13 protein-coding genes are annotated in these 14,122 nt (G+C 39.3%); 5 read left to right on the forward strand and 8 right to left on the reverse strand.

Annotation, left to right across the window (positions count from 1 at the left end; all coding sequences use genetic code 11):
* Positions 1-35: 35 nt before the first annotated feature.
* Positions 36-890, forward strand: a complete 855-nt coding sequence (locus tag D3P12_RS14535) for a 3-hydroxyacyl-CoA dehydrogenase family protein (protein WP_118196689.1) — start codon at positions 36-38, stop codon at positions 888-890.
* A gap of 8 nt (positions 891-898) precedes the next feature.
* Here D3P12_RS14535 and argS read toward each other — a convergent pair whose 3' ends face one another.
* Together argS and rocF are read right to left on the reverse strand one after the other, a co-directional pair.
* Positions 899-2,680: an arginine--tRNA ligase gene (argS, locus tag D3P12_RS14540; RefSeq protein ID WP_118196691.1), complete on the reverse strand. Its 1,782-nt coding sequence runs from the start codon at positions 2,678-2,680 to the stop codon at positions 899-901.
* Between the two features lie 16 nt (positions 2,681-2,696).
* On the reverse strand, positions 2,697-3,644 hold the full coding sequence (gene rocF / locus D3P12_RS14545; RefSeq protein WP_118196693.1) for an arginase: 948 nt from the start codon (positions 3,642-3,644) through the stop codon (positions 2,697-2,699).
* Between the two features lie 107 nt (positions 3,645-3,751).
* Between rocF and D3P12_RS14550 the strand changes: the two genes are divergently transcribed.
* Positions 3,752-5,140, forward strand: coding sequence for an arginine decarboxylase (locus tag D3P12_RS14550; RefSeq protein ID WP_118196695.1), 1,389 nt, complete (start codon positions 3,752-3,754; stop codon positions 5,138-5,140).
* 44 nt (positions 5,141-5,184) lie between these two features.
* Here D3P12_RS14550 and D3P12_RS14555 read toward each other — a convergent pair whose 3' ends face one another.
* Positions 5,185-5,922: an RluA family pseudouridine synthase gene (locus D3P12_RS14555; RefSeq protein ID WP_118197119.1), complete on the reverse strand. Its 738-nt coding sequence runs from the start codon at positions 5,920-5,922 to the stop codon at positions 5,185-5,187.
* A 145-nt stretch (positions 5,923-6,067) separates the two neighbouring features.
* Between D3P12_RS14555 and D3P12_RS14560 the strand changes: the two genes are divergently transcribed.
* Entirely contained in the window at positions 6,068-6,433 is a 366-nt protein-coding gene (locus D3P12_RS14560; protein ID WP_118196697.1) for a response regulator, read from the forward strand.
* A 33-nt stretch (positions 6,434-6,466) separates the two neighbouring features.
* On the opposite strand, the gene D3P12_RS14565 is transcribed toward D3P12_RS14560, so the two are convergent.
* From D3P12_RS14565 to alaS, 3 genes are all read right to left on the reverse strand, one after another.
* On the reverse strand, positions 6,467-7,156 hold the full coding sequence (locus D3P12_RS14565; RefSeq protein WP_118196699.1) for a response regulator transcription factor: 690 nt from the start codon (positions 7,154-7,156) through the stop codon (positions 6,467-6,469).
* An 84-nt stretch (positions 7,157-7,240) separates the two neighbouring features.
* Positions 7,241-8,347 (reverse strand): TlpA disulfide reductase family protein, encoded by a 1,107-nt coding sequence (locus tag D3P12_RS14570; RefSeq protein ID WP_118196701.1) that lies wholly within the window; start codon positions 8,345-8,347, stop codon positions 7,241-7,243.
* 51 nt (positions 8,348-8,398) lie between these two features.
* Positions 8,399-11,020 (reverse strand): alanine--tRNA ligase, encoded by a 2,622-nt coding sequence (gene alaS / locus D3P12_RS14575; protein ID WP_118196703.1) that lies wholly within the window; start codon positions 11,018-11,020, stop codon positions 8,399-8,401.
* A 157-nt stretch (positions 11,021-11,177) separates the two neighbouring features.
* Between alaS and D3P12_RS14580 the strand changes: the two genes are divergently transcribed.
* Positions 11,178-12,146: a M23 family metallopeptidase gene (locus D3P12_RS14580; RefSeq protein WP_118196705.1), complete on the forward strand. Its 969-nt coding sequence runs from the start codon at positions 11,178-11,180 to the stop codon at positions 12,144-12,146.
* Positions 12,147-12,207: 61 nt separating this feature from the next.
* A complete protein-coding gene (locus D3P12_RS14585) occupies positions 12,208-12,546 on the forward strand; it encodes a MerR family transcriptional regulator (protein WP_118196707.1) in 339 nt (112 codons plus the stop codon).
* A 2-nt stretch (positions 12,547-12,548) separates the two neighbouring features.
* Here D3P12_RS14585 and fbp read toward each other — a convergent pair whose 3' ends face one another.
* Positions 12,549-13,568 carry a class 1 fructose-bisphosphatase gene (gene fbp, locus D3P12_RS14590; RefSeq protein ID WP_118196709.1) on the reverse strand — a complete coding sequence of 340 codons (1,020 nt, stop codon included), beginning with the start codon at positions 13,566-13,568 and terminating at the stop codon, positions 12,549-12,551.
* 58 nt (positions 13,569-13,626) lie between these two features.
* Positions 13,627-14,121 (reverse strand): metallophosphoesterase family protein, encoded by a 495-nt coding sequence (locus D3P12_RS14595; RefSeq protein ID WP_118196711.1) that lies wholly within the window; start codon positions 14,119-14,121, stop codon positions 13,627-13,629.
* Position 14,122: the final 1 nt, after the last annotated feature.

Here is a 14,122-nt window from a genome sequence, read left to right on the forward strand (position 1 = left end):
TTTTTATTAACTTTATAGTAAAATAAACATCCTAAATGAAACAAATTATTATCATCGGCGCTGGCACAATGGGTAATGGCATCGCTCATAGTTTCGCCCTTCATAACTTTCAGGTTAGCTTAGTAGACACCAATCCAGATAGCCTAAATAACGCTCTTCAAACAATCGATCAAAATCTTAGTAGAAAAGTAAAAAAAGAATTAATACAACCGCTGCAAAAAGTACAAGCTCTTTCCAATATAAAGCTCTCTTCTTCATTAAAAGAAAGCCTGAAAGAAGCAGATCTGGTGATAGAAGCCATTACTGAAAATCTTGAAGCTAAACGATCGCTGTTCCGTGAAATCGATCAATTCTGCCCGTCACACACTATATTGGCCTCCAATACATCATCTATTTCTATTACAACGCTCGCGTCCGTTACAAAACGGCCGAAACAGGTTATAGGAATGCATTTTATGAATCCGGTTCCGGTGATGAAATTGGTCGAAGTCATTCGCGGATACGAAACGAGTGATGCGACGGTTTCACAAATCATGAGTATTGCTCGTAAACTCGACAAAACCCCTGTGGAGGTCAATGATTTTCCAGGCTTTATTGCTAACCGTATCCTAATGCCAATGATTAATGAAGCAATTTATGCATTCTACGAGGGTGTTGCCGGAAAAGAAGAAATTGACGAAGTAATGAAATTAGGAATGGCTCATCCAATGGGACCATTGCAATTGGCTGACTTTATTGGCCTCGATGTCTGTCTGGCAATTCTTCGTGTACTTTATGACGGCTTTGGTAATCCCAAATATGCACCATGCCCATTGTTAACGAAAATGGTTACAGCCGGAAAATTAGGACGAAAAACCAATGAAGGCTTTTATGTTTACGATAAAGCCTAAAGTCGTCTTTACATTCTTTCGGGAACCTCAATACCCAACAGGTTCATTCCACGAGCAATAACACCTGCAGTGGCATTTGATAAAAACAGTCGGAATGCCTTTACCTCTTCATCATCTGCCTGCAAAATACTTTCTTCATGATAGAATTTATTATAGAGTTTTGCGATGTCAAAAATATAGTTTGCAAGCTGAGCAGGACTAAATTCCTCTGCTGAAGCCTTAATCTTTTCAGGAAAACGATCCAATGCTTTAATCAGCTCAATCTCCGATGTTTTTAAGGCAAAAGTAAGTGAATCTATATGTTCTTCACCATGATATCTTCCTTTACGCAATACAGATTTAATTCGTGCATAGGTATATTGAATAAACGGGCCTGTGTGTCCCTGAAAATCGATCGACTCAGAAGGATTGAATAGAAGTCGTTTTTTTGGCTCTACTTTCAATAAAAAGTACTTAAGAGCTCCTAAACCGATCTGTCTATATAGCCGATCTTTTTCTTCATCGGAAAATCCTTCTACTTTCCCAAGTTCTTCCGTACGCTCCCGTGCGGTATCAAACATTTGCTCCATTAAGTCGTCAGCATCAACCACAGTCCCTTCTCTGGATTTCATTTTACCCGTCGGCAAATCGACCATTCCATAAGAAAGATGATAAAGTCCTTTTGCCCAATCTTTCCCCAGTTTATCGAGGATAAGAAAAAGAACTTTAAAATGGTAATCTTGTTCATTGCCGACAACATAAACCGACTCATCCATTTTGAAGTCATCATATTTAAGCTGTGCTGTACCTAAATCCTGAGTGATATATACGGAAGTACCATCGCCGCGTAGAACTAGCTTTTCATCTAATCCGTCATCGCTCAAGTCAATCCACACAGAATTATCATCTTTTTTATAAAAAACTCCTTTTTCTAATCCTTCTTGGATAATATCTTTCCCCAATAAATAGGTATCAGACTCATAATAGAACTTATCGAAATCAACCCCAAGTTGTTTGTAGGTTTCTTCAAAACCGGCGTACACCCAGTTGTTCATTTTCTTCCATAACGCAACTACCTCTCCGTCACCTGCCTCCCATTGCTGCAACATTAATTGAGCCTCCTTAATCAAAGGAGCATTCCTTTTAGCCTCCTCTTCAGTTTGACCTTCTGCCACAAGCTGTTGAATCTGTTCTTTGTACTTCTTGTCAAAAACGACATAGTAATCACCTACCAAATGATCTCCCTTCTTACCTGAAGACTGAGGTGTTTCTCCATTACCAAAAAGTTGCCAGGCAAGCATAGATTTGCAAATATGGATACCCCTGTCGTTAACCAAATTTGCTTTAATAACATCATAACCGTACGCTTTGAGAATTTCAGAGACAGAATAACCCAGTAAATTATTACGGACATGTCCTAAATGAAGTGGCTTATTGGTATTAGGTGAAGAATATTCTAACATCAACTTCTTTCCATTCGAAGGAAAAAGCCCAAAATCGGGTTTCGAGATATCTTCATTTAATCGACTTACCCAATATTTTGCATCTATAACAATATTTAAGAAGCCTTTAATCGTATTATATTCTACTATTAACGATAGTTTCTGCTTTAAATACTCTCCGATCTCCGCTCCGGTAGCTTCAGGTGATTTTCTAGAAAAACGAACCATCGGAAATGTCACTATGGTGATATCGCCTTCAAATTCTTTTCGTGTTTCTTGTAAGCTTACCTGACTTTCAGGTAAGTCTGCGCCGTATAAATCTTTTACCGCATCGCATACGGCTGCAACTAATTGATCTTGTATATTCATCTGATTCTGGAAACTATTAATCGTGAACTAGTGCGTTGATTGCACGGTTCAAAATTTCAAATGCATTTTCTGCCATTAAGTTTTCGCTGTCTAAAGTTGGGTTTACTTCAACCATCTCAAAGCAACATATCTTTGGGTGTGCACAAAGCCGAGCAACCAGAGCACCCGCTTCCCGTTCAGTAAAACCGTTCGGTACTGGTGTTCCTGTTCCACGAGATATGGTTGGATCCATCGAATCAACATCAAAAGAGACATAAATCATGTCACACTGATCTAGATAGCTTGTAATATCGTTTACAATCCTCTCGACACCGAGCTTTCGAAAATTTGCTACACTGATGTTTTTTATTTTTTTCTTTTTAATCAGAGAGGCTTCGGGTGTTTCCACGTCTCGCACCCCTATATAAATTAAATCACGTGGTTGTATCTTCGGAACAATTGCCCCAATATTTTTCAATTGAAACCAATAGTTAACTGTTTCTTGGTCTGGTTTATTTATTTTGTTCGCTAAGTTATCCTCATCCAACGACACAGCGATGGGCATTCCGTGAACATTTCCGGTGGGTGTTGTATAGGGTGAATGAATATCAGCATGCGCGTCGATCCAAACAACACCCAATCTCTTCTTAGGATAAGCTTTCCGAATTCCTGCAATTGTCCCAATAGCAGTGCTGTGATCTCCCGCTAACACGACCGGGAACTTTTGATCGTGATAGGTTTTGTTAACCTCATCTGCAACACGCTCACATACTGTTAAAATACCCGATATCCGCTTTCCATAAGGGCTTCCTGTTGATTCAAATAGTAAATGATTTTCGTTCTGAACTTCTTTAGAAGGATATTGCTTAAAAAATCGGCTACCAAAATCCAAAGCAGCAATCTTAATTGCATCTACACCGAGACTAGCTCCTCGTGTTCCTGCACCAAGTTCAGACTTAACCTCTATTAATTGAATTTCTCGCATACTATGATAAAATCAAACAAAGTTCACAAAAAATTGGGAACAAAATTGACGTTGATTTGTTCAACATCTCGATGTGAAAGCATATCTTTGCCAAAATTAAAAAAATAATGCAGACCTATCAGGAATTTCTTGACTTAAGTGTTGGTTTCCCGCAAGACGGATTTGAAATAATCGACGATGAGCTCTATTTCCACGACATTAACCTTATGGAAATGATTGAGACCTATGGGACACCATTACGGTTTACTTACCTTCCGATAATTAGCAAAAAAATTCAACAAGCTAAAATCCTTTTCCAAACCGCTATACTGAAAAATAATTACCGAGGTACATACAAATATTGTTACTGTACCAAAAGTTCACATTTCAGGCACATTGTTGAAGAAGCACTAAAGAATGATATTCACTTAGAAACCTCTTCAGCGTTTGATATGCCAGTTATTGATGCTTTGGAGAAAAAAGGTATCGTAAATAAAGATATAACCGTTATCTGCAATGGGTTTAAAACCTATCAATACAAACAATATATTATTGACATGTTGCATGATGGGTATAAAAATATTATTCCAGTGCTCGATAACAAAGAAGAGTTTAATCTTTTCGACGATGAAGTCGAATTAGACACTCCTTGTAATCTGGGAATTAGAATAGCAGCTGAAGAACAACCAGATTCACAATTTTACACTTCACGACTTGGAATCAGAATGGAAGATATTATTGATTATTACAACAATAAAATTGTTCCTAACCCAAACTTCAGAGTCAAATTACTCCACTTTTTTATCAACTCGGGCATTTCAGATACCCCATACTACTGGACTGAACTTGAGAAATACGTCACTTTATACTGTAAATTTAAGAAAATAAACCCTGATCTTGACACATTGGACATTGGAGGTGGGATGCCTTTCAAAGATTCGTTAGTACATGATTTCGATTACGAATACATGGTAAATGAAATTGTTAACCGAATCAAAGAAATCTGTGCACTTCATGATGTAATGGAACCTGACATTATTACTGAGTTTGGTAAATATACTGTCGCTGAAGCCTCGGGTATTTTATACAAAGTCATTGGCCGAAAGCAACAGAATGACCGCGAACGTTGGTTGATGCTAGATGGATCCTTTATTACAAACTTACCGGATGTATGGGCATTAAATCAGAAATACATCTTACTCCCGATTAACAACTGGGACTTCGAATATGAAAAAGTTAATCTTGGAGGTATCACTTGTGATGGACAAGACTATTATAACTCCGAAGCTCACATGAACAATGTATTCATGCCTAAAACACGAAAAGTACAGTATCTAGGCTTCTTTCACACCGGAGCTTATCAAGAAGTTTTAAGCGGATATGGCGGCATCCATCATTGTTTGCTCCCTTCTCCTAAACACGTGATCATTCGTCGAAACAGAGATGAAACTTTCAACTTTGAAGTATTTGGTGAGGAGCAAAACAGTAAACAGGTACTGAAAATATTAGGATATTAGTCTCTATAATCCATTAAAAGTCATACAAAAGCAATACACGGAGATTATAAATCAAACTTCTCCAATTGTTTTATCAATGTAGCGAAATCCTTCGGGTAAGGTGCGTCAAACTTATACTCTTTACCGTCAAGTTGAAATGCGATCGATTTAGCATGTAAGGCAAAGCGTTGCATGATCGGTCGCTCCTCTTTCCCTTTTCCTAAGGTATACCCTCTTTTAAGTTGCGAAAGATATACTGGTTGACCTTTATACATATCATCCCCAACTATGGAGGCTTTCAGCGTTGCTAAATGAATCCTAATCTGGTGCATTCTACCCGTGACGGGACGACACTCTACCATCGTAAAGTGTCTAAAAAAGCGAACAGAATTAAAGTAAGTAATTGCGTTCTTCCCCCTTACTCTATCAATACTTACATTTTTATTCCCTTGATTTAAAATGGGGAGATCAACCAACCTTTCTTCAAACTTATGAATACCTTCTATGATCGCGTGATAACGTTTTTCAACACGACGGTGTTCAAATTCGATTGACACCAAACGATAAGTTTCTGGGTTCTTCGCAATTATCATCACGCCCGATGTTTCGCGATCCAAACGGTGGCATACTTGAGCACTTTCACAATATGCTTTCGCTATTTGGTGAATATTCTGCTCTTCAGACCCTCTATCGTTGAGTGAAGAAATCAATGGAGGCTTATTGATAACAATCATATTTGAGTCTTCAAATATGATTAGATCCGAAAGCTTTACAAATTTACGAATTGATCTATTATTATTCATCGTCACAAAAGTACGATATGCTTCGAGCATTAGCAATATTGAAATCCATCGTGAACCTTATCAACGACGCGAGAAAACTTGGAACTAATTTTGCTTATGTAACTTATTTGCAAACAAATTGACAACTCACTATACTGCTTGAAACATGTCGCATAAAATACTAATCCTGGATGACGATTCAGATATTCTATTTTTCTGTACATATGTATTTGAGAACATGGGCTTTGCGGTATCATCATCCACCCACTGCAACGACATTATTTCACAAGTAAAGTCAGCAAATCCAGATATGGTTCTAATTGATAATTGGATACCGGATATCGGAGGGGTAAAAGCTACCCAGCAACTAAAAGCATCAGCGGAACTTAAGAATATACCCGTAATTCTTTTTTCAGCGAATAGTAACCTACCCGAGCTAGCCGCATCAGCAGGCGCTGATGATTATTTAAAAAAACCCTTTGATTTAGATGAGCTAGAAGATCTAGCCTTGAAGTACGTAAAATCAGAGTAACCTCAACAGCCAAACGCTTATTCTGACTTCAGGCTATGTCTTTTCAAATTTATAACCCACACCTTTAACAGTCGTCACGTAGTCATTACCAATTTTTTCACGTAGTTTACGAATGTGAACGTCAATTGTTCGATTAGTAACGACAACGGAATCTTCCCAAATACTTTTCAATATAACTTCACGCGTGAACACTTTCCCAGGCTTAGATGCAAGTAAATAAAGTAGCTCAAATTCCTTTTTGGCAAGTACAATCTTCTCTTCCCCTCGAAACACCATAAATGCGTCTCGGTCAATCACTAGATCCGCTATCTCTATTCGGTTATAAAGCGGTTCTTCCTGTTGAACGTTTCGACGTAAAATAGCATTGATTCTGCTAACAAGAACCCTAGGTTTGATTGGTTTAGCAATATAATCATCGGCACCAACATTAAAACCTGCAATTTCTGAATACTCTTCACTTCGAGCAGTTAGAAACACCATAAATGTATTTCTAAATTCAGGCATTGTGCGCATTATTCGACATGCCTCAATCCCATCCATCTCTGGCATCATGATATCGAGGATAATCAAATCAGGAATATTTTCTTTAGCAATTCGAACCGCTTCCTTGCCATTAACTGCAGTCATAACCTGATAACCTTCTTTTCGGAGGTTGTATTCGATTAGCTCACGAATATCAGGTTCATCATCAACGATTAAAATCTTATTCTTCGAAACATTCATTTCATTTAAATTTTATGCTAAAATATAAACTAATTAAAACCTAAATGTTTACTTAGTGTTAATTAATCGTTAACAGGGAAGGCTTTATTCATTTAGATATTCCATTAGAGCAACTTGCAGGGCTTCCCCTCTTAGATTTTTCCCAACAATTATTCCTTCAGGATCTACTAAAAAAGACGCAGGAATCGCAGTAATTTTATACAGCATGCCAGCCTCACTATCCCAGCGTTTCAACTCAGACACCTGGGTCCAATCCAATTTATCGTCTTTAATAGCCTTTAACCAAGCGGCTTGGTTATCATCGAGAGACACACCAAGTACCGTAAAACCCTTATCTTTAAATGCATGATATTGTTTAACAATATTAGGGTTCTCTTCTCGGCAAGGTCCACACCATGATGCCCAAAAGTCCAGTAAAACATATTTACCTTTAAAATCAGATAAACGAACTGGTTGACCTGTCGGAGTCAGCGATTCAAAGTCAGGTGCTTTCTGACCGACACTCACAGGCTTCAATTCAGCCATATGATTTGCAAAGAACTGAACTGATGAATTATTGGGGAACCTTTCTCTGGCTTCGTCTGCATATTCAATTAACTCATTCTCATAAGTTATCGGATCAAGAGAGAATATCGAAAGCATAGCATAAAAACCAGCTAGGTTTTCGCGATTTTCATTAGCAAAATTCAATGTTTTTTTCGAGGTTTCAGCTAATATTTGTTCGTTTCTTGCAATGAGTTCCTTTTGTACATCTGCCTGAGATTCATTATTATTCAGTCTAGTCTCATATTCATTCTGAAGCTCATTTTGAGCCTTTTGGTACTCACCTCTTATACTACTTAAAGCTTGAAGTCTAGAAGAAATCTCCGAACCTGTTACCGTATAGCTGTCACTACTTTGATTCAAATCAGTCTTAAAATCAACTCGATCTCCATTACCCAAAACCAGCATATAAGATCGGCTACCAATAACCAAGGTATAGGGCTTGGCCTCTACCGCTGTTCGTTTAAAACGAAACTTATCTTCTTCGTTAAGAAATGCCGAGTCGACTACTGCATCCCCTTCATACAACAATACTTTCTTTAAATCGCCGGCATTGTCAATCTCCCCATTTAGAATAAAAATATCTTTATCAGCACAAGAGGTGATAAGACCAAAAAACGCGATAAAACCAAAAAATATTTTCTGCATAATATATACCTATAATGTTTCTATTGTGATTTATTTTCGTAAAACATCAATTTAACTATCAACGAGAAGTGTTCGTCCCTTATCTATTGCACGTTGCAGTCCTTCTACATTCTTTCCCCCGGCACTAGCAAAAAAAGGCTGACCACCGCCGCCACCATTAATTTCTTTCGCAAGCTCTCTGATGATTACAGATGCGTTGAATCCCTTTTCTTTAATTAAATCATCGGAAATCATGACACTTAAATGAGGCTTCCCTTGAATATCCGCGCCTAGGACAAGGAAAAGCCGATCAACAGAGTTTTTAAGAGAGAATGCTAATTTTTTGACAGTATCTGCATGATCAAGATCGACTTTTCGAGCAATAAAGTTGATCCCTCCTATATCATCGGCACTTACGGCAAGTTCGTCCCTTAGAGTTTTCACTTTATCGAGCGTAGCTTTTTCAACCTCTTTTTTAAGCTGATGATTCTCATTGATCATGTCTTCAATGGCCTTCAGAGGGTTGCTCCCTTTTAAAAGTTCAGCGATCTGTTTGCTCTGGCTTATTTTTTCTGTAAAATAGTTAAAAGCCGCAGGACCGGTCAATGCCTCGATTCTCCGCACACCCGATGCCACTGCTGATTCGGAGACAATGGTAAAGACGCCGATCATCCCTGTCTGTGGCACATGGGTCCCTCCACACAGTTCTATAGAATAAGCGGGATCGATCATTACCACCCTTACCTCATCACCATATTTTTCACCAAACAGAGCAGTTGCACCCAAAGAAAGAGCCTTTTCTTTGGGCATCTCTTCTGTTTCAACTAAAATATTTTCCCGGATTTTGCTGTTGACAAGCCTATTGATTCGCACTAATTCCTCTTCGCTCAGCTTTGAAAAGTGTGAAAAATCAAAACGGAGGATATCCGGCGATACGAACGAACCTTTTTGTCCTACATGGTCTCCCAAGACTTCCTTAAGGGCTGCATGCAGCAGATGAGTAGCGGTATGGTTGTAGCTCGTGTTTAATCGTTTCTGCATATCGACTTGCGCCACAAGCTTCGAGTTAATATCAGTTGGCAACTTATCAACCATATGAACAATCAGTTCATTCTCTTTTTTTGTATCGGTTACAGCGATCGTTTCTTCTCCAAAAACAAGCACACCTTGATCCCCTACCTGGCCACCGCTTTCCGCATAAAATGGGGTTGCTGATAAAACAATCTGGTATTTGGTTTTATCTTTCACCTTGATTTTTCGATAGCGTGCCACTTCGGTTTCTATCAACAGGTCGTGATAACCGACAAACTCTCCTCGTCCTCCTTCTCTCAATACAACCCAGTCGTCCGTATCGATCGCAGTAGCTGCCCGACTCCGTTCTTTTTGCTTCTGCATCTCTCGTTCGAAGCCGCCTTCATCGACCGAAAAGCCTTTCTCACTAGCAATCAGCCGCGTAAGGTCTATTGGAAAACCGAAGGTATCATAAAGCTCAAAGGCGGTCTGCCCATCAATAATGGTCTTTTCCTTTGAATGACGGATCACCTCGTCTATTTTCTTCAGGCCTTTCTCCAGCGTTTTAAGAAAAGTCTCTTCCTCTTCCCTGATGACTTTGGCTACAAAGTCTCTTTGTTTATCCAGTTCAGGGAACACCTCTTTGAATTGATCCGATAGTAGGGGTACTAAACGGTACAACAACGCATACTCAGATTGCAAATAGGAGTAATAATAACGGACTGCGCGCCTTAATATCCGTCTTATCACGTATCCGGCCCCCGTGTTTGATGGCAGTTGCCCATCAGCTATTGCAAAAGATACGGCACGTATATGATCGGCCAACACCCTGAATGCAATATCCTCACGGCTATCTCCGCCTTGGTAACCGATATCACAGATCTTCTCAATCGCTTCGATCGTGCCCGAAAAAACATCCGTGTCATAATTACTATTCTTCTGCTGCAGAACGCGAACCAAACGCTCAAAACCCATCCCGGTATCGACATGTTTCTGGGGTAATTCTTGCAAAGAGCCATCTTTCAAACGGTTAAACTCCATGAACACATTATTCCAGATCTCGATCACCTGCGGATGATCCTCGTTCACCAAATTACGGCCGTCAAATTCTTCGCGCTCTTCTTTTGAACGGCAATCCACGTGTATCTCACTGCAAGGGCCACAGGGGCCAGTTTCCCCCATTTCCCAAAAATTGTCCTTTTTATTCCCTTTCAGCACCCGTTCCGGATCAATCCATTTCAGCCACTCATCATAAGCTTCCTGATCAAATGGAAGCCCTTCCTTTTCATCGCCCTCGAACACCGTCACATAAATCTGATCCGGATCGATCCTATACACTTCAGTCAGCAAGCGCCAACTCCACTCAATCGCCTCTTTTTTGAAATAGTCACCAAAGCTCCAGTTGCCCAGCATCTCGAACATTGTGTGATGATAAGTATCAACGCCCACTTCCTCAAGATCATTATGCTTCCCACTTACACGAAGGCATTTCTGCGTATCCACCACACGCTTATCTGCGGGCATTCGGTTACCCAGGAAATAATCCTTAAACTGGTTCATACCGGCATTGGTAAACAGCAGAGTCGGGTCATTTTTTACAACAATAGGAGCAGAAGGCACAATACGGTGCCCTCTCGTCTCAAAAAACTCTAGGAAGGTAGATCTTATCTCTTTACTAGTCATGGCTGATTCTAATTCAGCAAAGTTAACGCTTTATCTTAGATTCGAGAAAATAGCACCGGAGAAAACACGGTAACATTTTTTAACATATTCATCTGATCAAAATTGTTTACCTTTGGCACCGTTGCTTTTCGTAACCATTGGAATGGTATTATAAAAAATGGCTAAAACGAAATTTTATTACAATTCACATACGCTGAAATACGAGAAAGTCAAGGTTAATATTTGGACAAAAATCTTAAGATTAACCGGTATACTGAGTTGCGGCTTAGTTTTCGCATGCATTTTGTTATTTCTAGGATTCTCCTATCTGGACTCACCAAAAGAAAGACAGTTAAAAAGAGAACTGAACAAAATGACATTGCAGTATGAGGTTATGCAGGACAAAATGAATCAGGTAAATGCGGTATTGAAAGACCTCCAAGAGCGAGACGCTAACATTTACCGGGTTATTTTTGAAGCAGACCCAATTTCATCAGATATCAGAGACGCCGGGATTGGAGGTATCGACCGATACGAGAGTCTGAAAGACTACAACAATTCTGAATTAATGATAAAAAGCAGTGCACAACTTGATCAACTAGCTAGTTCGCTGTACGTACAAGCAAAGTCTTTTAAAGACTTGGAAGCAATGGCTGCATCGAAATCTGAGATGCTCGCCAGCATCCCCGCTATTCAGCCCTTAAGTGGTAAAAATCTAAGAAGAGGCATCTCAGGATTTGGATCACGAATACATCCAATTTATAAAATCAGAAAGATGCACTCAGGGATTGATTTTTCTGCCCCTATTGGAACCCCTGTTTATGCAACAGGAAATGGCAAAGTCATTAAGGTATCTTCTGATCACGGGTATGGTCGTCATATTGAAATAGATCATGGATACGGTTACAAAACACTTTATGCACACCTCAGTAAGTTTGCTGTATCGAGCGGAAAAAAAGTAAAGAGAGGGGATTTAATAGGGTACGTTGGCAATACTGGTGCGTCTACCGGTCCGCATCTGCACTATGAAGTATTGAAAAATAACCGGTCAGTTAATCCCGTTAACTTTTTTTACAACGACTTAACTCCAACCGAATACGCTGAAATGCTGAAAGTTGCTTCGCAGGTAAACCAATCTTTTGATTAATCTATTTTATACATTAACTTTGGGTAAACGTACCCTTAATTAATTATTATTGCAATGCTATATGCCGTATAAAGAATCTGACGAGATAAAAAAAATGTATTACACTATGGGAGAGGTAACCGCTATGTTCAATGTAGCACCATCCCAAATACGTTTTTACGAAAAAGAATTTAGCATTCTCCAACCTAAAAAGAATAAAAAGGGAAATCGTCTGTTTAGAGAGGAGGATATTTCAAACTTGAAAATTATCTTTTCTCTGATCAAAGAAAAGGGCTATACGCTCCAAGGTGCACGCGACTATCTTAAATCGAATAAAAAGGAAGCAAATAATACACAATCGGTGATTGACTCGCTAGAGCGAATCAAAGCATTTTTAATTGAAGTACGGGAAGGCTTATAATTTTAGACTCCGTAGGCAATAGCTGCCTCAACCATCATCTTTTCCACCTGATCTACCATGGCTTTATTTCCTATAAAAACAGGCGTACGCTGATGCAGGCTCTGCGGCTGTATGTCTAGAATCCTAACATGCCCATTACTCGCCTTACCTCCTGCTTGCTCGATAATAAACGCTAAAGGATTACACTCATACATAAGCCGCAACTTACCACTAGGATAAGCAGCTGTAGCCGGATAAAGAAAGATTCCGCCTTTTAATAGGTTTCGATGAATATCTGCCACCATTGACCCGATATATCTTGACGAATACGGTCTTTGGGTTGCTCTATCCTCTTCCTGACAATATTTAATATAATTTTTTACTCCCTGCGGAAAATGAACATAATTCCCTTCGTTAATTGAATACATTAAACCAGGTTCATTGATTCTCATCTTCGGATGCGATAAACAAAACTCTCCGATAGTGGGATCCAATGTGAAACCATTTACGCCTCTACCCGTGGTATAGACCATCATCGTAGAAGAACCATATACAATATACCCCGCAGCAACCTGATTGACGCCCTTTTGCAGAATATCTGTAATGGAAACAGGATTATCTAAATTGTTCCGACGATAGATGGAGAAAATAGTTCCAACCGAAACATTCACGTCGATATTTGACGAACCATCAAGTGGATCAATACATACAATATACTTCGCATTTGCTGATACAGGTGTTTTTATCTTGATGTATTCATCGTGTTCCTCAGACGCGACAACACAACATTCTCCACCCTGACTTAAAGCATCAATAAACTGCTCATCGGCAAATACATCTAATTTTTTCTGTTCCTCACCTTGTATATTGCATGTTCCATGATCACCCAGGATATCCGCTAAACCAGCTTTATTAACTTCTCTATTAACTACCTTCGCAGCGATCCCAATATCACGAAGCAGCCTTGACAGCTCCCCCTTAGCATAGGGAAATTCTGCTTGCTTTTCAATAATGAATTGACCTAGAGTTTTAAATCTTATCATAACTAAGCTTAAGTTGAATATCTAATTGGCTCAACAAAGCTAAGTTTATTTTTCACAATTACCTATTTCCCAATTCGATAACTTCCAGATTCTGAATTTTCTTGTCCTTAACATCGAAGCGCAATAAAGTCCTCACACGATGCCAGCCTTGTTTCCCGGCGGCACCCGGATTAAGATGTAAGCACGCAAACTCTTCGTCATATACAACTTTTAATATATGCGAATGTCCAGATATAAAAAGTTTCGGCGGATGTCGTAACATTTCCTTTTTAACATACGGTTGGTAGCGTTTGGGATACCCACCAATATGAGTCATCAACACATCAACACCCTCGCACATAAACCGGTTAACTTCGGGAAATATTGTCCGAACTTCTTTCCCATCGATATTGCCGTAAACCCCACGTAAAGGCTTAAAGTTCTCGAGCCGTTCAATCACTTCAATCGAACCAAAATCACCAGCATGCCAGATTTCGTCGCACTCTTTAAAATATCCAAAAACAGCATCATCTAGATAGCTATGAGTATCAGACAACAGCCCTATCTTTTTCATG

It is taken from the genome of Pedobacter indicus (assembly GCF_003449035.1).
Lineage (GTDB): Bacteria > Bacteroidota > Bacteroidia > Sphingobacteriales > Sphingobacteriaceae > Albibacterium > Albibacterium indicum.

What these genes read in the sequence shown, in the direction of transcription:
- D3P12_RS14565 (WP_118196699.1), bottom strand. Translation starts at nt 7,156, where the DNA reads ATGAATGTTTCGAAGAATAAGATTTTAATCGTTGATGATGAACCTGAT.
- alaS (WP_118196703.1), bottom strand. Translation starts at nt 11,020, where the DNA reads ATGACTAGTAAAGAGATAAGATCTACCTTCCTAGAGTTTTTTGAGACG.
- D3P12_RS14585 (WP_118196707.1), top strand. Translation starts at nt 12,208, where the DNA reads ATGCCGTATAAAGAATCTGACGAGATAAAAAAAATGTATTACACTATG.
- D3P12_RS14550 (WP_118196695.1), top strand. Translation starts at nt 3,752, where the DNA reads ATGCAGACCTATCAGGAATTTCTTGACTTAAGTGTTGGTTTCCCGCAA.
- argS (WP_118196691.1), bottom strand. Translation starts at nt 2,680, where the DNA reads ATGAATATACAAGATCAATTAGTTGCAGCCGTATGCGATGCGGTAAAA.
- fbp (WP_118196709.1), bottom strand. Translation starts at nt 13,568, where the DNA reads ATGATAAGATTTAAAACTCTAGGTCAATTCATTATTGAAAAGCAAGCA.
- D3P12_RS14595 (WP_118196711.1), bottom strand. Translation starts at nt 14,121, where the DNA reads ATGAAAAAGATAGGGCTGTTGTCTGATACTCATAGCTATCTAGATGAT.
- D3P12_RS14580 (WP_118196705.1), top strand. Translation starts at nt 11,178, where the DNA reads ATGGCTAAAACGAAATTTTATTACAATTCACATACGCTGAAATACGAG.
- D3P12_RS14560 (WP_118196697.1), top strand. Translation starts at nt 6,068, where the DNA reads ATGTCGCATAAAATACTAATCCTGGATGACGATTCAGATATTCTATTT.
- rocF (WP_118196693.1), bottom strand. Translation starts at nt 3,644, where the DNA reads ATGCGAGAAATTCAATTAATAGAGGTTAAGTCTGAACTTGGTGCAGGA.
- D3P12_RS14535 (WP_118196689.1), top strand. Translation starts at nt 36, where the DNA reads ATGAAACAAATTATTATCATCGGCGCTGGCACAATGGGTAATGGCATC.
- D3P12_RS14555 (WP_118197119.1), bottom strand. Translation starts at nt 5,922, where the DNA reads ATGAATAATAATAGATCAATTCGTAAATTTGTAAAGCTTTCGGATCTA.
- D3P12_RS14570 (WP_118196701.1), bottom strand. Translation starts at nt 8,347, where the DNA reads ATGCAGAAAATATTTTTTGGTTTTATCGCGTTTTTTGGTCTTATCACC.